This is a genomic window from Microbacterium enclense, assembly GCA_038182865.1.
GTDB lineage: Bacteria > Actinomycetota > Actinomycetes > Actinomycetales > Microbacteriaceae > Microbacterium > Microbacterium enclense_B.
The window spans coordinates 470,974-489,613 of sequence record CP116226.1 but is presented as its reverse complement, the minus strand read 5'-3'; the positions used below and the strand labels follow the sequence as shown (position 1 = coordinate 489,613).

20 protein-coding genes are annotated in these 18,640 nt (G+C 69.4%); 11 read left to right on the top strand and 9 right to left on the bottom strand.

Going from position 1 to position 18,640, the window contains the following annotated elements; genetic code table 11:
• Window positions 1-41 precede the first annotated feature (41 nt).
• A complete protein-coding gene (locus PIR02_02300; GenBank protein ID WZH37503.1) occupies window positions 42-845 on the top strand; it encodes a fructose 1,6-bisphosphatase in 804 nt (267 codons plus the stop codon).
• Window positions 846-858: 13 nt separating this feature from the next.
• Here the strand turns inward: PIR02_02300 and PIR02_02295 are convergent, their stop codons facing one another.
• The gene (locus PIR02_02295) at window positions 859-1,932 is read right to left on the bottom strand and encodes a hypothetical protein (protein WZH37502.1); all 1,074 of its coding nucleotides are present in this window, start codon (window positions 1,930-1,932) and stop codon (window positions 859-861) included.
• A gap of 150 nt (window positions 1,933-2,082) precedes the next feature.
• Here PIR02_02295 and PIR02_02290 point away from each other — a divergent pair, with 150 nt between their 5' ends.
• On the top strand, window positions 2,083-3,558 hold the full coding sequence (locus PIR02_02290; GenBank protein ID WZH37501.1) for a glycosyltransferase family 2 protein: 1,476 nt from the start codon (window positions 2,083-2,085) through the stop codon (window positions 3,556-3,558).
• Between the two features lie 126 nt (window positions 3,559-3,684).
• Here the strand turns inward: PIR02_02290 and PIR02_02285 are convergent, their stop codons facing one another.
• Together PIR02_02285 and PIR02_02280 are read right to left on the bottom strand one after the other, a co-directional pair.
• Window positions 3,685-4,659: a response regulator transcription factor gene (locus tag PIR02_02285; protein ID WZH37500.1), complete on the bottom strand. Its 975-nt coding sequence runs from the start codon at window positions 4,657-4,659 to the stop codon at window positions 3,685-3,687.
• Between the two features lie 136 nt (window positions 4,660-4,795).
• Complete coding sequence (locus PIR02_02280) at window positions 4,796-5,821, bottom strand: glycoside hydrolase family 6 protein (protein WZH37499.1); 1,026 nt, start codon at window positions 5,819-5,821, stop codon at window positions 4,796-4,798.
• 84 nt (window positions 5,822-5,905) lie between these two features.
• On the opposite strand from PIR02_02280, the gene PIR02_02275 reads away from it, so the two are divergent.
• The gene (locus PIR02_02275; protein WZH37498.1) at window positions 5,906-6,226 is read left to right on the top strand and encodes an ATP-dependent DNA ligase; all 321 of its coding nucleotides are present in this window, start codon (window positions 5,906-5,908) and stop codon (window positions 6,224-6,226) included.
• 4 nt (window positions 6,227-6,230) lie between these two features.
• On the opposite strand, the gene PIR02_02270 is transcribed toward PIR02_02275, so the two are convergent.
• Both PIR02_02270 and PIR02_02265 read right to left on the bottom strand, forming a co-directional pair.
• The gene (locus tag PIR02_02270; protein ID WZH37497.1) at window positions 6,231-6,677 is read right to left on the bottom strand and encodes a MarR family transcriptional regulator; all 447 of its coding nucleotides are present in this window, start codon (window positions 6,675-6,677) and stop codon (window positions 6,231-6,233) included.
• Window positions 6,678-7,001: 324 nt separating this feature from the next.
• Complete coding sequence (locus PIR02_02265) at window positions 7,002-7,292, bottom strand: hypothetical protein (protein ID WZH37496.1); 291 nt, start codon at window positions 7,290-7,292, stop codon at window positions 7,002-7,004.
• A 168-nt stretch (window positions 7,293-7,460) separates the two neighbouring features.
• Between PIR02_02265 and PIR02_02260 the strand changes: the two genes are divergently transcribed.
• From PIR02_02260 to PIR02_02225, 8 genes are all read left to right on the top strand, one after another.
• Window positions 7,461-7,838, top strand: a complete 378-nt coding sequence (locus PIR02_02260; protein WZH37495.1) for a hypothetical protein — start codon at window positions 7,461-7,463, stop codon at window positions 7,836-7,838.
• 7 nt (window positions 7,839-7,845) lie between these two features.
• The gene (locus PIR02_02255) at window positions 7,846-8,388 is read left to right on the top strand and encodes a 2'-5' RNA ligase family protein (protein ID WZH37494.1); all 543 of its coding nucleotides are present in this window, start codon (window positions 7,846-7,848) and stop codon (window positions 8,386-8,388) included.
• Complete coding sequence (locus PIR02_02250; GenBank protein WZH37493.1) at window positions 8,382-8,759, top strand: PPOX class F420-dependent oxidoreductase; 378 nt, start codon at window positions 8,382-8,384, stop codon at window positions 8,757-8,759. The genes PIR02_02255 and PIR02_02250 overlap by 7 nt, the downstream gene beginning before the upstream one ends.
• Window positions 8,760-9,039: 280 nt before the next feature.
• Window positions 9,040-9,531 (top strand): FBP domain-containing protein, encoded by a 492-nt coding sequence (locus PIR02_02245; GenBank protein WZH39068.1) that lies wholly within the window; start codon window positions 9,040-9,042, stop codon window positions 9,529-9,531.
• A 92-nt stretch (window positions 9,532-9,623) separates the two neighbouring features.
• A complete protein-coding gene (locus PIR02_02240; GenBank protein ID WZH37492.1) occupies window positions 9,624-10,625 on the top strand; it encodes a hypothetical protein in 1,002 nt (333 codons plus the stop codon).
• A gap of 72 nt (window positions 10,626-10,697) precedes the next feature.
• Window positions 10,698-11,990, top strand: a complete 1,293-nt coding sequence (locus tag PIR02_02235; GenBank protein WZH37491.1) for a glycosyltransferase — start codon at window positions 10,698-10,700, stop codon at window positions 11,988-11,990.
• Window positions 11,983-14,118 carry a right-handed parallel beta-helix repeat-containing protein gene (locus PIR02_02230; GenBank protein ID WZH37490.1) on the top strand — a complete coding sequence of 712 codons (2,136 nt, stop codon included), beginning with the start codon at window positions 11,983-11,985 and terminating at the stop codon, window positions 14,116-14,118. Before PIR02_02235 ends, PIR02_02230 begins: the two co-directional genes overlap by 8 nt.
• Entirely contained in the window at window positions 14,115-15,020 is a 906-nt protein-coding gene (locus PIR02_02225; GenBank protein ID WZH37489.1) for a helix-turn-helix domain-containing protein, read from the top strand. Before PIR02_02230 ends, PIR02_02225 begins: the two co-directional genes overlap by 4 nt.
• Before the next feature lie 22 nt (window positions 15,021-15,042).
• Here PIR02_02225 and PIR02_02220 read toward each other — a convergent pair whose 3' ends face one another.
• From PIR02_02220 to PIR02_02205, 4 genes are all read right to left on the bottom strand, one after another.
• Complete coding sequence (locus PIR02_02220) at window positions 15,043-16,008, bottom strand: LLM class F420-dependent oxidoreductase (protein ID WZH37488.1); 966 nt, start codon at window positions 16,006-16,008, stop codon at window positions 15,043-15,045.
• A gap of 105 nt (window positions 16,009-16,113) precedes the next feature.
• Window positions 16,114-17,136, bottom strand: a complete 1,023-nt coding sequence (locus PIR02_02215; GenBank protein WZH37487.1) for a TerC family protein — start codon at window positions 17,134-17,136, stop codon at window positions 16,114-16,116.
• Between the two features lie 197 nt (window positions 17,137-17,333).
• Window positions 17,334-17,969 carry a VOC family protein gene (locus PIR02_02210; protein ID WZH37486.1) on the bottom strand — a complete coding sequence of 212 codons (636 nt, stop codon included), beginning with the start codon at window positions 17,967-17,969 and terminating at the stop codon, window positions 17,334-17,336.
• 73 nt (window positions 17,970-18,042) lie between these two features.
• Entirely contained in the window at window positions 18,043-18,627 is a 585-nt protein-coding gene (locus PIR02_02205) for a TetR/AcrR family transcriptional regulator (GenBank protein ID WZH37485.1), read from the bottom strand.
• Between the last annotated feature and the right edge of the window lie 13 nt (window positions 18,628-18,640).

The following is an 18,640-nucleotide window of genomic DNA, read 5'->3' as shown; positions in this document are numbered from 1 at the left end:
CGACCTCGGCGCGCCCGCGCCCCCCTCCTCAGGAGCTACCCGTGACCACCCCGTCTCGCCCCCGTGCGGTCCGCGCGATCGCGCTCGCCGCCGCCCTCGTCTTGAGCCCGATCGCCCTCAGCGGGTGCACGCAGGTGATCGACGCCTTCAACGCGTTCCAGGGACAGAAGTCGGGCGACCAGTCCGTCGTCGTCGCGACGCCGGCCCCGCAGGTCGCCTCGTCGAGCATGCCCTTCGACTCGCAGTTCACCTACGACGGCTCCGTGACGCTGTCGTCGGAGGTGGCCGACGGGCTCGAGGTCCGCCTCGACGTGTGGGCCGTCAACCCCAAGCGCACCATGGAATGGACGCCGACGAACGAGAAGCAGTTCGGGTTCGCCGTGAACGTCTTCGACCACCGGGTCGATGAGAAGGCCGTGCTCAGCCAGAAGCGTCGCGTCTATCTGTCATCGGTGTCGATCACCTCCCAGACAGCTCAGACCGGCGGGCAGGTGTCGAACCCCTTCCAGTTCAGCGCCGACCCGCGCACGCTCGTGCCCTCCGACACGCTGCGTTCCGATCGCGGCCTGCTGCTCAACAGCTTCCAGGGTGGTCTGCTGGTCCCGACGACCTCGATCCGGCAGCTGCCGAACGACACCTACGGCATCACGCTGGAGTTCGCGCTGAACGTCGCCGTCGAAGGAACCGCCAACACCGACTCGTCTTTCAGTCAGCAGACGGTCTACCAGTACCTCCCCGTCGCGATCTTCACGGGCGACGGACAGTCGACGGCCTCGCAGACGACGACCACGGACAGCACCGGACGGGCTCCGGGGTGGGGCGAGAGCTCCACGGGCCAGGGCTGAGCCCGCACGCCCCTCAGTGGGGCAGCGACTGACGCGGCCGGAGACGTTTGGTGTCCATGAGGAGCGACACGGCGTCGACGTCGTCCACCGCGTGGTGCTCGAACGACAGCTCCGGGGTGTCGTCGTAGCCGATCGTGGGCATCACCGCCGCGAACGCCTCCCTCACGGATCGCTCGACGTCGTCGACATCGGCGTCGGCGGGCAGGAGGAGGAAGACCGTGTCGCGCGCCGGTACTCCGGCGGCGACGCCGGGAACCGCGGTGCGGGCGGCATCCACCACCGCGGACAGCATCTGCTCGGCGCGCCCCGCGCTGTGGGCTGCCCGGATGAGATCCAGCTCGTCGACCCGGACCACGACCGCGTCCAGCCCGGGGCGTCCCTGCAACAGTCCGAGGGCGTCGCGCCGCAAGGCGCCGCGATCGTGTGCCCGTGTGCCGGGGGCCGGGTCGTCGTCGAGCTGTCGACCCATGTGGACGGCGCACGCGGCCACGATCACGATGGTCACGGCGCTGACGATCGAGGTGATCTCGGCCGATGCCAGCTTCTGCCAGAGGGGCGAGTACATCCCCGCGAGGGCGGCGATGACCAGGCGGCCGAAGTTGTATGCCGCGAACAGCCCCATCGCCCAGGCCATGAGGCGAGTCCCCTCGATGGCGCCGACCGGTCGACGCCTCAGTTCCACGGCTGCCAGGAGCGCGAAGGCCGCGATCCCCGCGGTCTTCAGCAGGGTGGCGTCGTCGAGGGGGAGGACGAAGGTCACCCCGAGCATCAGGATGCCGCCGGCTCCGGCGCTGACGGCTCCGATCGCCGGGCGCGCGTTCAACCGGCGGACGCCCGCCCACACCAGTCCGGGCGCGAAGACGTTGGTCGCGTTGCCCACGGCCGCCGCGAACGTGCCCCCACCCGTCTCTTCGAGGATGTTGAGGAGGGCGCAGGCGAGAGCGGCGAGTGAGGCGACGCCGAAGTAGCGGACGAGTTCGGCCCGCGGACCCCCGCGGTCGTCGCCGTGGCGCCCGTGGGCGAGGAACAAGACCGTGACGGCGACGGCGGCGGCGGCGATGGCGGCGATGAGATCGAGGACGGCCATCGGCGGGCGCTTTCTGCTCCTGCTCGCCTGAGCAGATCTTGCGGAAATCTTGCGGGGACGATGCCGGATCCCGGCACGCGTCTTGCGGCGAACCTACCAGAGTGGGACGTGGCCGACACGCCACCCCTCCGAACAGGAAGACACCCCGCCATGACCGATGCGCGCAACTTCGCCCCCCACTCCCAGGCGCTCGCCTACCCTGCGGTGGAGGCGACGGCGTCGGCGGCCTCGGAGCACGGATTCGCCGACGACTTCGCCGCTGTGCTGGAGAACACGTCGGTCCACCGCTCGACGATCGGGTGCGTCATTCCCGCCTACAACGAGGAAGAGTCGATCGCCGACGTGATCGAGGCGCTGCTCGGTCAGACCCGCGTGCCGGATGTCATCCACGTGGTCGTGAACAACACGTCGGACAACACCGTGAAGATCGCCTCCGAGTACAGCGGGCCTCACGAGATCTCGACCGACCTGGGCGAGCAGTTCACCGAGGTCTTCGTCCACGACATCGGCAAGAACCCCGACAAGAAGGTCGGTGCTCTCAACTACGGCTACTCGCTCGTCGAGGGCTACGACTACCTCCTGGGCGTCGACGGCGACACGATCGCGGATTCCCAGGCCGTGGAGTACCTCGAGACCGAGGCCGTGTCGGACTCCCGCATCGGCGGCATCTCCGCGATCTACACGATCGACGACCGGCCCATCAAGGGAGTGATCGCGAAGTTCCTCACCGCTGGGCAGCGCACGCAGTTCGCGGCCTTCAACCTTCAGAACATGCTGCGCGGACGCAACATGGCGGTGCTCGGCGGGCAGTTCTCGATCTTCTCGACCAACGCCCTGCGCGACGCCATGAAGCAGAACCACCAGAACACCCCGTGGGTCAAGGACTCCGAGGTGGAGGACTCGCTTCTGTCGCTGCAGATCAAGAGCGCCGGCTACCTGACCAAGATCAGCCCCTACGCGCGCGCCGACGTGGGTGGCATGACGACGCTCTCCGGATACGACGCGCAGCAGGTGAAGTGGACCTATGGCGCCATCGAGCTGATGTGGCCCGGCCAGCGCGGCGACACGAAGGGTCAGCCCTTCCACCCCAACCTGCGTCTGCGCTGGTTCGAGAACTTCGGCATGCTGACGAACCTGTTCGTCCGCGTGGCCTTCCTCACGCTGCTCGCAGGCTCCCTCTCCATCGGCGCCTTCGTCTTCTCGCCGCTGTGGCTCATCCCGCCGGTCATCGCGATGCTGCTCAACCTGCGCATCGCGCGCACCATGAAGGCCGTCAACCGTCGCGACGTCCTCTTCGCGGTGCTGTTCTTCCCGGCCGAGCTGTTCATGTGGATCCGCATCAGCCACTTCGTCCGCTCGTGGACGCGCTTCCTCTCGCGTAAGAAGGTCGACAACTGGGCCATGCAGGCCAAGGCCGAGCGCGGTGGCGGGCTGGGTCACTGGGCCCCGATGGTGGTGCTCCTCGCCGTCGCGATCGCCCTCGCGGTGATCTGGGTGATGGTCGGCCCGATGGTGCAGTCCTCGATCCTGTGGATCGGCTGGCCGATCGTCGGTGTCGTCACCGTCCTGCAGACCCTCCTGATGTTCTCCAAGCTCGTCCGTCGGCACCACGGCTTCAAGGTGTGACGGACTCCCGATCTGATCGCGACCCGAACGCGTCAGAAACACGAATGCCTCGGCCCTGGGGAGGGCCGAGGCATTCGTCGTATGCGGGCACCATGTCTGCGCGCCGCGTCGCCGCGTCGCGGTGGCTCAGGGCGCAGCCATCAACTCCGACGTGAGGCGGTAGCCCACCCCCCGGACGGTCTCGATGTATCGCGGGTTCGCCGGGTTGTCGCCGAGCTTGCGGCGGAGGTTCGTCATGTGCGCCTCGATCGCCCGCTTGTCGGCTTCGCCGACGAAGTAGCTGGTGACGTAGGACTCCCCGCGCAGCACCAGGGTCAGATCGGCCTTGCTACGGACGCGACGCTTCGACTCCATGAGAGTGGCCAGGAGGTCGAACTCCGTCCGGGTGAGATCGAGCTCCTCGCCACCGACGAGCACGATCCTGCTGTCCGGGTCGAGCTGCAGGTCGCGATGCACGACCCAGGGGCCGCCGGTCGGGGTGACCGCCCCGTGCGCGCGGACGGCCGCGTCGGTCCCGGGGCGCGAGACCAGATCGCTGCCCGCGCCGCCTCGGGGCTCAGGGCCCTGGGACGATGGCACGACGACGGGGACGCCCGGCGCGGACGCAGGGGGAGCGGTGGGCGGGGTGGCGGCGGGCGGCTGCGCCTCCGCCGGACGCGCGGCCGGGAATGAGGGTCCCACGCTGTCTTGGCGGGGAGCTGCGGTGGACGAGCCGCCGGCGCGTGGCCGACGCAACAGCGCCTCGATGCGGGCACGCAGCTCGCGCGGGCGGAAGGGCTTCACGACGTACTCGTCCGCGCCGGCCCCCAAGCCCAGCACGACGTCCGCCTCCTCCTCGAGGCCGGTGAGCATGATGATGTAGGTGTCGCTCTGCTGACGGATGCGGCGCGCGGCTTCGAAGCCGTCGATACCGGGCATGTTGACATCGAGCGTCGTGATCAGCGGTTGGTACGCGATCACGGCGCGGACGCCGTCGATCCCGTTCCCGACCGAGACGGTCGAGAAGCCGGCTGCTTCCAAGACCTCGACGAGGAGATGGCGGATGTCAGGATCGTCTTCGACGATCACCGCCGTCTTCAACATCTCCGTGCTGTCGCTCATCACACCCACTCTTCTGGTTCGCACGAAGATCGTGCCCGCGTTCTCCCCCGAGACGCGGCGGCCACACGGACCGTGCCACATCCTTACACACTTTGATGACGCCTCGGGCGGTCCCCGGAGGGCGTACGTGCTCGTGCTAGCGGCTCTCCCGCGTGAGTTCCACCGCGGCCTGGGGCCACCAGGTTCCCGCCGCAGGGCCTCCGTTGCACTCGCCGTCGCTCTCGCCGGGAGGCTTGATCCAGAGCGTGGTGTCGACCACGCCGTCTCCGAAGGAGCCCCCGGGATCGCCCACCAGGCGCCCCGACGGATTGCACCACTGCGAGCCCGCGGGACCTGCGCCGTTGCGTGAGGTGTCGATGACGGCATGGGTTCCGCCCAGCCGCTCCGAGAGCGCGTGGGCGTAGGCGAACTCCGCCGCCGTGTCCTGATAGTTCGACACGTTCAGTGCGACGCCGCGGACGTCGCCGATGAGGCCCGTCGCGGTGATGAGATCGGCCATCTCGTCGACGGGATGCCAGGCGGAATGGCCGCCGTCGAGGTAGATCCAGGTATTGGTTCCGCGGATGTTGTCGACGGCCGTTCTCAGGGCGGTCACGCGATCTGCGGGGGAGCCGCAGGAAGAGGACAGGGCGATGCTGTCGGGTTCGAGGATCACGATCTTCTGGACGTCAGGGGCATTGCGCAGCGCATCGCCGATCCGGCCGGTCCAGTCGCGGTACGAATCGGGGTCGAGCCCGCCGGCGGAGTGATTGCCGCAGTCGCGATCGGGGAGCCCGTAGACGGCGACGGAGAGGGCGGCATCCTGATCCCGCGCTTCGGATGCCAGATGCGCGACGCGGTCCCACACCTCGTCGACGGGGTCGATCTCGGGCGTCAGCCAATAGGTGGTGGGCTGCGCGGCGAGCCAGGCTGCGGCCGCGGTCTCGTCGGCGGTGGCGGAGGAATCCTTCGCCGCGCGCGCGGCTTTCGACTCGTCCGGTGCGACGATGCGCGTGTCAACGGCGGGAGGGCGCGCGCCGAGCGTCTGGAAGAGGGCGGAGACCAGGCTCCCCACGACGGCGATCACCGCGATGAGAGCGCCGATCACGATCACGGCGGCCACCACGAGGAGGGCGCGGGGAATTCGGCGTCTCTGCCGGACCGGGCGGTGTGCTCTCCCCACGCACTGGACTCTAGTCGAGCTCGCGTCCTACGGGGGCGGCCCGTGAACGGATGATTAGCTGCGAGAGCCGGGTAGTCTCTCTCTGTGGGAAAACTGGTTTACAACGCGTTGGGTCATTCCTTCGATATCGAAGACCGCACGTTGTCTCACCTGCGCGTGGTGTTCATGAACAAACTCCGCCGCGGCGAGCCCTTCATGTTCCACTTCCCCGTCGGTGACGGCAGCGGGACGCGGACGCTGTGGATCCACCCGTCGATCCCGCTGGTGTTCCACTTCTACGGCAGCCGCGCTCCGCAGCTGAACCGACGGTGGATCGACCAGTTGATGCACGAGGCGAGCTCGGCGAACGGTCTGACCATCATCGCCGAGCCGGAGCCCGACGCCGCCGAGGCCCGCGCGACGTAGGGCGTCAGTCGCACTCCGCGTCGACGACCTCGCGCACCCGGTCGAGGAACGCCGCCACCTGGTCTGCGGTGCCCGGGGGCAGGGCGAGAGCGAACTCTCTGATGCGGGCTGTCACCGGATCGATGGCGTCGGCGTCGGTCGAGCGATCGAAGGGGACGACGAACTTGCTCCGGCGGTCGTCGGGGTTCGCGACGAAGCCGATCAGGCCGCCCGCGTGCAGGCGGTCGAGCATCCCCGTCACCGACGCCGTCGAGACGCCGAGGGCCTGTGCGATCTCGGTCGGGGTGACGTTCTGCCCGTCGTCGGCCCGTTCGAGGATCAGCCGCATGGCCGCCCTCGCGTTCTCACTCGGTCCGCACCCGGTCTGGCGCCGGCGAGCCAGTCGCGCTTCTGCCAATCGCAGCCGCTCGACGGCGCGGGCGGCAACCGTCGAGGGGTCTTCGTTCTCCACGATTGTCATCGTTCTCCCGTCGCCCTGCCGCCCGATCGCACAGTCTAGTTAGGCGGACGAGATTCACGCATGCCTATGGACTTCAGGCGCTGACACGGTAGTTCAGCCCTGGTCGAGGCGAAGGCCATCTTTTCGTTCGCGATAGTTAGGCGAGCGCCGGGAAGGATTTCTGTCACGATCTCCGGAACGGCCCGCGAAAGAGTCCTGCGGGTCTCCGCGGGAACTGAGTGAGATGCCGGACCGGTGGTCCAGCACGTCAAAATGGTCGTGGCGACATCGGCGCGGCGGCCGCATCCCCCGCTGCATCCCGCTGGGCGCGGCATCTCAACCTCGGCCGGAGACGTGGCGGCGGGCCATGAGGGCCAACCATTCCCAGGCCGGGCAGGGCGGAACCCCACGCGACGTCGTCCGCTCCCAGGCTTCGACGTAGATCTCCTCGAGCAGGGATTCCGACCGGCGCGGGTCGTGGACGCGAAGCAGCATGGCGTAGATCCGTGGAGCGGTCTGGTCGTAGAACGACCCGAAGGCGTCGCGGTCTCCGGCGGCGGCTCGAGCGAGGAGCGCGGTGACGTCAGCGTCGTCGACTCTCGCCTCCGCCATGTCCGTGATGGTCATGCGCTCCTCCTCCCCGGTGCGGTCACAGTCAATCCGCGCGCTGCGGACGTCGTCCGGGGGTTGCGCGAAACGACCCCCTCGCGTAAGCACCCGATTCGTTGTCGGGAAGTCGATGTCGGTGTCGTCAAGCCCGCGGGAGCGGGGGAGTCGGCGACCTACGGTGGGACCATGAAATCGGTCGTACGGTGGGCGCTCGCGGCGGCCATGATCTTCGCAGGTGTCTCGCACCTCACCTTCGCGCGGCGCGACTTCCAGGCACAAGTGCCGGACGTCCTCGTCGAGCAGCTGCCTCTGGATCGCGACCTGGTGGTCGTGGCATCCGGTGTCGTCGAAGCCGGCTTCGGTCTCGCTCTCATCGCCCTGCCCCGGGAGCGCCGACGCATCGGAGCCGCCCTGGCCGCGTTCTACGTCGCGATCTTCCCCGGAAACATCGATCAGTGGAGGAAGCGCCGCTCGGCGTTCGGGCTCGACACCGATCGCAAGCGGTTCGTCCGGCTCTTCTTCCAGCCGGCGCTGGTGGCGGCGGCGTGGTGGTCGACGCACTGACGCGATCATGACGACGCTCGTCAGCCTGGAACTCACGTTCGACGAGGCGTCCGACGGGGCCGTCCGGCAAGAATGGGAGGCGCTTCGCCTCGCCGGACTGCCGAGTCAGGCAGATCACACCGGGGCCAGCAATCGGCCGCATGTGACCCTGCTCGTCCGCTCGTCTCTCGAGCGCTTCGACGGTGCGTCCGTGGAGGGCTACCTGCCCATGCCGCTCACTCTGGGGGCGCCCATCCTGTTCGGCACGCGGCGCACCCGGGTCCTCGCCCGCTCGATCGTCCCCTCCGCGGCCCTGCTTCATTTCCACGCTGCGGTGCACCAGCAGGCCGGTTCCCGGGACGAGGGCGATCACACCGCGCCCGGTGCGTGGACACCCCACGTCACCCTGGCCCGGCGCATCCCGATCGACCGGCTGGGGGCGGCGCTGGAAGCGGTCGCGGCGGTCGGCGGCGGAGAGCTCGAGGTGCGCGCCGTGCAGCTGCGACGCTGGGACGCCGCCGACAGGCGCGTCACGCGTGTCGCCGGACGTGGCACGCTGGACCAGTGCTGACCGACGACGCCCTCGCCTTCCTCGGCGAGTACCATCTGGCAACTCTCTCCACGGTGGGGCGTCAGGGACGCGTCCACTCCGTTCCGGTGGGATTCACCTACGACGACGGGGTCGTGCGGGTCATCGGCTCTCGCGGAACGCAGAAGTTCCTCAACGCCGAACGCAGCGGGCGCGCTTCCATCTGCTCCGTCGACGGGGCTCGATGGATCAGCTTCGAGGGCACGGCCCACGTCACGGACGATCCGACCGCGGTCGCGCGCGCGGTCGAGCTGTACGCCACGCGGTACCGTCAGCCGCGGGTGAACCCCGAGCGCGTCGTGCTCGAGATGGCCGTCGAGCGCGTGCTCGGGTCTCCGTCATTCCGGGTGTGAGCGGCGTACGCTGAGGGGTATGTCCCCCATCACCTCGTCGATGCCCTCCGGGCGTGAGGGGGTCGTCGGCGCGCAGAGCGCCGGCGGCAGAGGCACCGATCGCGCTGTTCCCCTCGCCGGCTGACCGGTGCGGGCGCGCCCGATTCTCCGGGCGATGCCCTTCACGACCCCTCGCCGTGCGCGGCTGAGCCGGTGTCGTCCGCCCGCGCGCGGAACTCCGCGCGCGACCCCCTTCGTCGTGCGATCGACGATCGCGCGACCCATCGACGGGATTCTCCTCGTGCACGCTCTCACTCCTTCCACCGTCCGTTCCTCCTTCGTCAACGTCTCGACCCGCGAGCGCAGCGCGCTGGTCGTCCCGACCGACCTCGCGGCGAACGATTGGGACCGCCTCGACTACGTCGGGTGGCGCGACCCCAAGACGCCCCTCCTCGGATTCATCGTCGCCGAGGTCGACGGCACCCCCGTCGGGCTGCAATTGCGTCAGGCCGAGCAACCCACGCGCTCTCGACCGCAGTGCTCGTGGTGCTCGGACGTGACGCTGCCCAACGACGTCGTGTTCTTCTCGGCACGCCGCGGAGGAAAGGCCGGTCGCGCGGGCAACACCGTGGGCACCCTGCTCTGTTCCCGCTTCGAGTGCTCGAGGAACGTGCGGCGCCTCGACCCTCCCGCATATCTCGGGCACGATGCCGGTGCCGCACGCGACCGCCGCATCGAGGCCCTCCGTGCGCACATCGACACCTTCTTCCGTGACGTGCGCGACGGCGCGTGAGCGCACCGGCGGCGGTCTCGGGCCGCGCGGGCTCGCCCGCGGGTGGCCCCGCGGCCCGAACCGTCGCCGATGCGGCTGTCATACTCGACGCGATGTCCCGCGCAGCCCGCTTCCCGTTCGCGTTCGTCGTCGTCGTCGTCTGCGGGGGCGCGGCACTGACGGCCTGCGCGCCCGTGGTGTCGTCGCCCGTCTCGCCGGCCCCGTCCCCGTGCGCGCCCGGGGCTGTCGAGATCCCGCCGGGCGGTGATGCGCTGCAGAGTGCCCTGGATGCCGCGAGGCCCGGTGATGTCCTGCAGCTGTCGCCGGTGACCTACGACGGGCGTTTCCGTATCTCGGTCGACGGTGGTGCGGACCGCCCGATCGTGCTGTGCGGAGTGCCCGGTTCGGCGATCGACGCGGGGGGAACGGGCGATGGCTACGGGCTGCACGTCGATGGTGCCTCGTATTGGCAGGTGCAGGACCTCGAGGTACGCGGGGGGCAGAAAGGGATCGTGCTGGACGGCGCGTCCCACGTTCAGCTCTCACGCCTGCACATCTCCGACGTGGGGCAGGAGGGCCTGCACCTGCGCACCGCGAGCACCGACAATCTGGTGACCGACGTCTCGGTCGTGCGAACGGGACTCGACGATCCGACGTACGGCGAGGGAGTGTACGTCGGATCCGCCGAGTCGAACTGGTGCCGCTACACCGCGTGCGAGCCCGATCGAAGTGACCGCAACGTGTTCGAGCGACTCGAGGTCAGCGACACCACCGCGGAAGCCCTCGACGTCAAGGAGGGGACGACGGGCGGAGTCGTCCGCGCGTCGACCCTCTCGGTGGGGCCGGATGCCGTGGTCGACAGCACCGTCGACCTGAAGGGCGCCGGATGGACGCTCCAGGACAGCACGATCACCGGTCCGGTCGACGCGGTGTCGGTCCACGTCATCCTGGCACCGTGGGGGTCGGACAACACCATCGCCACGAGCACGCTGCGGCCGGGGCCTGGGGGAGTGGGCGTGAATCTCGTGGGCGCCGCGCGCACGGCGGGAAACGTCGTGTCGTGCGACAACGCGGGGGATGCGGGCGTGTCCCTCGGAAACGTTCCCTGCCGGTAACACGGGCGCGGTACCCTTCAGTGTCTCCCCCGGGCATCGAATCGCGTTACCCGACGCGCGAGGGAGAGAGTCATGGCGAACGCGTCCTTCGGCGAGCAGCTGATGTGGGTGCTGCCGTTCGGCTACCTCGGCATCGTGTCGTGGGGGTTCTGGCTGATCCGCAAGATCCTCGCCGCGACGGCGCGGCCGGTGAAGAACCTGTACCGGACCACCGCGACCGTCGTCGTCCCCTCGTACCGCGAGGATCCCGACGTGCTCGTCCGATGCCTCCACACCTGGGTTCGACAGGGGCCGTCCCGCATCATCATCGTGCTCGACGTGGCCGACGTCGAGGCGCAGCGCCGCATCGAAGCGCTGGGGTTACCCACCGTCGACGTGGTGATGTTCCGGCACCGGGGAAAGCGCTCGGCGCTCGGGGTCGGCATCCGGATGGTCGACACCGAGCTCGTCGTCTTCGTGGACTCCGACACGGCGTGGGAGGACGGGATGTTCGACGCGATCCAGATGCCGTTCATCGACCCGGCGGTGGGGGCGGTGAGCACGCGGCAGAACGTCTACCTTCCGAAGTCGAGCGTGTGGCGGCGTGTGGCCGACTGGATCATCGACCTCCGGTACACCGACTACGCGCCCGCGATGGGGCGCTTCGGGGGCATCATCTGCGCCTCCGGGCGCACCGCGGCCTACCGGACGTCGGTGATCCAACCGCGCGTCGAAGACCTCGAGCACGAGATCTTCTTCGGCAAAGAGTGCGTGGCGGGCGATGACGGGCGGATGACGTGGCTCGTGCTCTCGCAGGGGTTCCGCGTCGCGCACCAAGACAGCGCACGCGCCCTCTCGATGTTCCCGGGCACCTTCCGCGCCTTCGTGAAGCAACGGGTGCGCTGGAGCCGTAACTCCTTCCGCTGCTACCTCACGGCTCTTCGTCACGGCTGGGTCTTCAAGGTTCCGGTCATCTCGCAGATCACGATGATGCAGATCCTGCTCACGCCCTTCACGATGTTCGTCGCGCTGTCGTACATCGTCCTGTCGATGCGCTCGGATCATCCGTGGCTCGCCCTCGGGCTGGCGATCGTGTGGCTCTTCGTCGGGCGTGGCATCCGCGGCCTGAGTCACCTCTGGCGGCGTCCCGAGGACATCGTGCTGCTGCCGCTGGTGACCCTCGTCATCATCATGGTCGCGCTGCCCATCAAGCTCTACGCCCTGTTCACGATGAACAAGCAGGGGTGGCTCACCCGCTCGGCCGACATGCAGGGGGGCGAGGGGCAGAGCGAAGCGAGTCTGCGCGATCCGCAACAGGAACCTCCCTCCTCGGAGGCGACCGGCCGCGACGAGACGGTGACCGGGGTGGAGATCACGCGTGGATGAGAACCACGGCGCACTCACCGCGCACGAGCGTGGGGACACCCACGCCGGCTTCCGCGGCGTCGGGCGGGTGATCCTGCTGGTCGCGGTGATCGTCATCGTGGTCGCGGTGATCCTGGTGGGGAACATCGTCCACACCGGAACGCTGCTGCCCTGGCTGAAGAACGACGGGCGCTCCGACACCGCCGTCGTCGGCGCCGCGCCCGCGGATCCCGCGGGCGACGCGGCGCCTCCGCTGACGCCCGCTGAGCGCGTCGCGGCGGAGGACACCCGGCTCTCGACCGTCGCGGGACTCTCGCGCGACGACCCGGCGCTGTCCGCGACCTGGAACACGGTCGTGCTCGCGCCGGATGGAGATCAAGGGACGGTGTACGTGCTGGACCAGCTCGTCGCGATGGGCGCGGTGCGCAAGGACGACAACGCCACGTTCACCCTCGTCCGAAACGTCGTGGTGCGTCCGGGGGTGCAGCTCGACATCATCGCTCCCGGCTCGACGCTGCGATTGGCGAGCTCGTCGGCCGGGGCCACGAGCATCGTGGCGTGGGGAGGGCGCCTGCAGCTCGCCGGGGCCGAGGGAGCGCCGATCCGCATCACCTCGTGGGATGAGGGCGCCGGTGCGGCCGACGTCGACGAGACGGACGGGCGCGCCTACATCCGCGTGCGCGACGGGGCACTGCTGACCAACTACGCCGACATCGAGCAGCTCGGGTACTGGAGCGGGCGGACCGGTGGTCTCGCGATCACCGGGACGGGGTTCGGCGACGCCGAAGTGCACCTCACGAGCTCCCGTCTCACCGGCCTGCACTACGGTGTGTTCGCCTCCGACACGTCGACCGTGGAGATCGTCGACACCACGGTCGATCAGTCGACGCTCACGGGCGTCGAAGTGACCAACGGCGGGACGGACACCCGCATCGAGAACTCCACGATCACCGCCTCCGGGGCGGACGGGATCGCGGTATCGCGCCAGAGCCCGAATCTCTCCGTCACGGGTACCGTCGTCACGGACTCGGCGGGGTGGGGTATCCGCGTCGACGGCGCGGCGCTCGCCGACGGGCCGACGACGGGCGGATACGGAACGACTCCGTCGCAGGGGTTCACGCTGACCGAGTCGCGCGTGCACGGCAACACCGAGGGCGGTGTGCGGGTGATCTCGACCGACACGACCGAGATCCGGCAGGCGACGGTCGACGAGGAGCGCACCGCGGTCCTTCTCGAGGGTCCGCTCAGCGGGCTCACGGTCGCGAGCGCCGACCTGTCGTCGACGGAACTGCGCGGACTCGACATCAGCGGTCGGATCACGGATGCCACGGTGTCGGACTCGCGCATCGCGGGACGCCGCATCGCCGTGGAGCTGACGGGTGCGGCCGTCGTGATGAGCGGGAACGATCTCTCCGTCAGTACCGGCTCGGCGATCGAGCTCGCCGAGGGCGCCCGTGCGGATATCACCGGGAGCACGTTCCATGGTGTCGGCGAGGATGCCGTGGCCATCTGGTCGGGCGCGCGAACGATGCAAGCCGGCAACGACGAGAGCGACTGGCGCTTCCAGTGGGCCTGGGTCGGGTGGATGAACGAGCATCCGATGATGTGGCTGTGGGCGCTCGTGCTCTTGATCCCCGCCATCGGACTGCCGCTGCTCTGGCGGCGCCGACGGGAACACCAGCGATTGCGCGAACTCCTCCGCGAGGCTCTGCTGCGTCACGGGGAGGAACAGGTGGCGACGTACCGCGCACTGCCCGCCGACGGCGGTGGCGGTCTCGATGCGCCGGCCGCGGTTCCGGTCTTCGCCGCGGCGGCGGACGCGCCGGCGCCGGCCGCAGCGGCGACCGAGGCTCCGCCGGCGTCGTGGGGCGCTGCGTCGCGCGACGCGACGCGACCGGTGACGCCGCGCCCCGGTCCTTCTCGTGCTCCCGCGACGTCGCGGCCGCGGTCGTTCGCCGATCTGCGCACGGGCGCTCTGGAGGGGCGCACTTTTCCGTCACTGCGCGAGTTCGCCGTGGCGGCCGTCGTCGAGGGAGGATACTCGGTGTCGACGATCTCGCGGCTGTTCCGTATCCAGCAGTGGCGATTGCAGCAGTGGGTGGATGACGCGGTCCTCGCGGACGCAGCCCCCTCGAAGGAGCGCCGATGAGCGATTTCGAATCCGACGACCGGCTCGACGATGTCCTGCGCGCGCTCGCGGATCGGGTACGCGATCTGCGCCGAGGCCGGCAGCTCTCGATCAGCGACCTCTCCTTCGAGTCGGGACTGTCGGAAGCGCGGTTGCGCGGAGTCGAGGCGGGGAGGAGTACCGCGTCGCTCGCGACGCTCGTGGCTCTCGCCGAGACCTTCGAGATCTCGCTCGCCGACCTCTTCCGCGACGCCTCGGCGACACAGGCCGCGGACGAGCGGGTCGAACCGTCGAGCCCCTACGTCGTGCCGAGTGAGGTCGTGTGGGGCGGGGAGCTTCCCCCGGCGCCCTGGGCGCATGTCGACGTCGCTGAGGTCGCCGCCGAGATCCCCGCAGCGGCGACATCGCCCAGCGAATCGGCGCGGGCGGTCGGCGCCCGCACGTTCGCGCCGACCGAGAAGGTCTGGGGCGGCCCTCTGCCTCCGGCACCCTGGATGCCGCAGACTCCGCCGATCGTCGAGCACGTGGCCCCGTCGCCGGCGCCGAACGCGGTGTCCTCCCCGACGCGGGTCGACACGGCCGTGCCCGCAGCCGGCCGGGGAGTCCCCGCAACTCCGGCCGCGCACCGGGAGCAGACGGCGGCCGTCGCGCGCGCTCACGACTATGCCCTCTCCCACGGTATGAGGGAGAACTCTGCCTATGTGTTCGTCGCGCCGGGCGGTGCGACCACGCCCGTTCCCCGGACGTTCGCCGACCTGCGCACGGGCGCGTTGGCCGGCCGCGCCTTCCGCTCGCTGCAGGAGTTCGCGGTGGCATCCATCGTCGAAGGCGGATTCGCGCTCACCGACGTCGCCCGCGTGTTCCGGATTCCCGCCTGGCGGCTCGAGAAGTGGGTCGTCGAGACCGGGCACGTCGCGCGCTGAGCCTGCCCGGTCTCGAGGGCGTTCACAGCGCGCGGAGCTTTTCGAGCAGGGGCTCAGCGATCTCGTCGACGAAGCGCTGCTGCTGCGCGTCGCCGACCTGCACGATCGCGACGTCGGTGAATCCCGCGTCGATGAACGGCCGCACGCTCTCGGCGAGCTCGTCCAGATCGGGCCCGCACGCGATGGACTCCCCAACATCCTCGGGGCGGACGAACTGCGAGGCGCCGGCGAAGCCCGCGGGAGTCGGCAGGTCGGCATTGACGGCCCACCCTCCGGCGAACCACCGGAACTGATCGTGAGCGCGCGCGATGGCGGCATCCTTGTCGGGGTCCCAGCTGATGGGGATCTGGCCGATCTTGCGGGAGTCGCCGTCGTGGTGCTCGTTCCACCCCTGCACCACCTCGGCGTCGGGTTCGGTGGTGATCAGGTGGTCGCCGAGCGGAGCGAAGCGCTCGATCGAGTGCTCCCCGGAAACGGCGACGCCGATGGGGACGCCACCCTCGGGCGCGTCCCAGACGCGGGCCGAGTCGACGCGGAAGTACTCGCCGTCGTACGTGACGAGATCGCCCGTGTGCAGGGCTCGGATGATCTCGATGGCCTCCACGAGCATGTCCTGACGGGCGTGGACGGCCGGCCAGCCCTCGCCGACGACGTGCTCGTTCAGGTTCTCGCCCGAGCCGAGACCGAGGGTGAAACGCCCCTCCGACAGCAGCTGCAACGTCGCCGCCTTCTGTGCGACCACGGCGGGGTGGTACCGCACCGTGGGGCAGGTGACATACGTCATCAGCTCCGCGGTGGAGGTGGCGTGCGCGACGGCGCCGAGGACCGTCCACGCGTAGGGTGCGTGTCCCTGGCTCGTGAGCCAGGGGGAGTAGTGGTCGCTGGAGACCAGGAAGTCGTACCCGGCGCGCTCGGCGCCGACGGCGTAGTCGACGAGGGCCCGGGGGCCGCTCTGCTCGGTCATGAGGGTGTAGCCGAATCGCGTCATGTCGGCCACGGTAGGCGGGGCCGGCGCGGGGCTCGCCGGGGTTGCGCGTCGGCGCCGGATACGGCAGCGGGCCCGCGGCGTGTGCCGCGGGCCCGCTGATCAGGGTCAGTCCTCCGGTGCGTGGACGACCTTCTCGCCGTCGAAGGTCTCGCGTTGCTTCTTCTGCGCGTCGTTGCGGGTCTTGCGCAGACTCAGCCAGGTCGCGACCGCGACGGTCGCGGCGATGAACAGCAGCGAGAACCAGATGGGGATCTCGGGCACCCACAGCAGCGGCTCGCCGCCGTTGATGAAGGGCAGCTCGTTGACGTGCAGAGCGTGGAAGACGAGCTTCACACCGATGAACGCGAGGATGACGGCGAGTCCCTGGGCGAGGTAGACCAGGCGCTCCAGCAGTCCGCCGATGAGGAAGTACAGCTGGCGCAGGCCCATGAGGGCGAAGGCGTTCGCGGTGAACACGATGTAGGCCTCCTGCGTCAGACCGTAGATCGCGGGGATCGAGTCGACCGCGAAGACGAGGTCGATGAAGCCGATCGCGATGATCACCAGCAGCATCGGCGTGACGAAGCGCTTGCCGTTCTTGCGGACGGTGAGCTTGTCGTCGTTGTACTCCTCGCTCACGGGGAGGATGCGCCGCACGAACTTCATGAATTTGCCGTTGGCCGGGTCGCTGTCTCCGTGCGAGAACGCCTGCTTGTACGCCAGGAAGAGCAGGAGGGCGCCGAAGATGTAGAAGATCCACGAGAAGTTCTCGATCAGCGCCGCACCGACGGCGATGAAGGCGCCGCGCATGATGAGGGCGATGACGATGCCGATCATCAGGACCTTCTGCTGATACTTCTTCGGCACCGCGAACCCGGTCATGATGATGAGGAACACGAACAGGTTGTCGATCGACAACGCCTTCTCGGTCAGGTAGCCGGCGAAGTACTCCCCGCCGTAGGTCCAGCCCGAGACGATGCCGACACCGACACCGAAAAGCAGAGCGAGCCCGATGTAGAACGCCGACCAGCGGGCGGATTCGCCGATGGTGGGTTCGTGCGGTTTCCGCACGTGTGCGAAGAACTCGAAGACGAAGAACGCGATCGTGACCGCGATGGTGATGATCCAGACCAGGGGTGTGATGCCCAAGACGGCCTCCAAGGGAAACAGGTGTACGACAAGACACCAAGGTCTCCTCCACCCGGTGAACTGGGCCGACGTCCCGGGTCCACGATGGCGTGGCCGTATTGACGAGAACGTCGCGGTGGGAGTACTCCCCTTGCTGATCGAGATTCTACCCGACGAGGAGGCGCCCACAGGGCCTGGACGTCGGGATTCGCGGTGTGCTACCCGGTCGACAACGTGGTCGATCGGATGCCGCGCAGCCCCACGGTCAGTTCCGGCGAACCCGGCGTCGGGTCCAGGCCCAGAGCGGAGAGGGCCTCGAAGCGGGCGTCCGCGGGGGGAGCGCTGACCCGGAACTGCGTGAGTTCGAGCTGCGGCAGGTCGCCGAGGCCGGGGTGAGGGCTGTCCTGCCAGTCGATGAGGAAGGGCAGACCGTCCCACGCGTTGCCGGCACGCCGGGTCAGGCGCCACGAGAGCTGAACGCCGTCAGGGCGCACGCGCCCGAGCGGCTCGATGTCGCCCGGGTCGGCTCCGAGGGTACGCAGCCGCGCGACCGTGGCATCCAGGTCTTGCGGGTGCAGGGCGAAGCCCACCAGCCGCGGGGCGGCGAGGCTGTCGATACCGAAGGTCGGGATCTCGGATGCCGCTCGGCCGGCGTCGGCATCGGGCCCGATGATCTCCAGGTACTGGGGGCCGGGCTCACCGTCGATCGTGAGGGCGATCAGCGCATTGGCCGTGCCGGTGGTGGTGTGTCGTCCGCCCGGGGCGGCGCGGACGCCGGTCAGGCTTTCGATCTCGTCGACCGCATCGGCGAGCGAGGGTCCGGCGAAGACGAGGTGGTCGAGGTCGGTCGACATGAGGCTCCATTCGGTCGGTGCCTCGACTCTGCCGTCGAGCGGGACTGCCGCACAGCCGCGCTGTCACACGGCGTCACCGACCCGGTGCATCCGTTCCGCCCGGGGGGCGGGTGATCGTGTCGACGAGCGTTCTCATGTCGTCGGCGCCGAAGCGCTCTCTGCTCAGCGCGCGAAGGATCGTCGCCCCGAGAAGAGCATCGGCGGCCGCCTCGAGGCGGGCGCCGCGTGCTCCTCCCATCGCTTGCGACAGGCGCTCCATGAGCGGTGCCGCCAGGATCTCGGCGCGCAGGCGTCGCCCGATCTCCGCGCTCTCGGCGGCCGCGGCGACGAACGAGCGCATCAGGCTCTCACCGTCGGGGCTCGCGCGCAGGGTGAAGAGGTCCGTCAGCCAGGCGGCGAGATCGGCGCGTGCGTCTCCGGTGTCGGGCGGCCGGCGGCGGCTGTCGAGGAGTCGCCCCTCGAGGATCGCCTCGGCGAGGACGTCGCCTTTGCCCGGCCACCAGCGATAGATGGTCTGCTTGCCGACTCCCGCGCGTCGGGCGATCCCCTCGATCGTCAGGTGGTCGTACCCGTCCTCGGCGAAGAGCGCGGCCGCCGCGTCGAGGATCGCCAGGCGCGCGGCTTCGCTTCGAACGGGGCCACTGCGCGGAAGAGCCATGACACACATTCTG

Bases quoted from the DNA above. Each gene is read 5' to 3' on its own strand.
- PIR02_02295 (WZH37502.1), bottom strand. From the start codon at position 1,932: ATGGCCGTCCTCGATCTCATCGCCGCCATCGCCGCCGCCGCCGTCGCC.
- PIR02_02290 (WZH37501.1), top strand. From the start codon at position 2,083: ATGACCGATGCGCGCAACTTCGCCCCCCACTCCCAGGCGCTCGCCTAC.
- PIR02_02285 (WZH37500.1), bottom strand. From the start codon at position 4,659: ATGAGCGACAGCACGGAGATGTTGAAGACGGCGGTGATCGTCGAAGAC.
- PIR02_02265 (WZH37496.1), bottom strand. From the start codon at position 7,292: ATGACCATCACGGACATGGCGGAGGCGAGAGTCGACGACGCTGACGTC.
- PIR02_02260 (WZH37495.1), top strand. From the start codon at position 7,461: ATGAAATCGGTCGTACGGTGGGCGCTCGCGGCGGCCATGATCTTCGCA.
- PIR02_02255 (WZH37494.1), top strand. From the start codon at position 7,846: ATGACGACGCTCGTCAGCCTGGAACTCACGTTCGACGAGGCGTCCGAC.
- PIR02_02240 (WZH37492.1), top strand. From the start codon at position 9,624: ATGTCCCGCGCAGCCCGCTTCCCGTTCGCGTTCGTCGTCGTCGTCGTC.
- PIR02_02235 (WZH37491.1), top strand. From the start codon at position 10,698: ATGGCGAACGCGTCCTTCGGCGAGCAGCTGATGTGGGTGCTGCCGTTC.
- PIR02_02225 (WZH37489.1), top strand. From the start codon at position 14,115: ATGAGCGATTTCGAATCCGACGACCGGCTCGACGATGTCCTGCGCGCG.
- PIR02_02220 (WZH37488.1), bottom strand. From the start codon at position 16,008: ATGACGCGATTCGGCTACACCCTCATGACCGAGCAGAGCGGCCCCCGG.
- PIR02_02210 (WZH37486.1), bottom strand. From the start codon at position 17,969: ATGTCGACCGACCTCGACCACCTCGTCTTCGCCGGACCCTCGCTCGCC.
- PIR02_02205 (WZH37485.1), bottom strand. From the start codon at position 18,627: ATGGCTCTTCCGCGCAGTGGCCCCGTTCGAAGCGAAGCCGCGCGCCTG.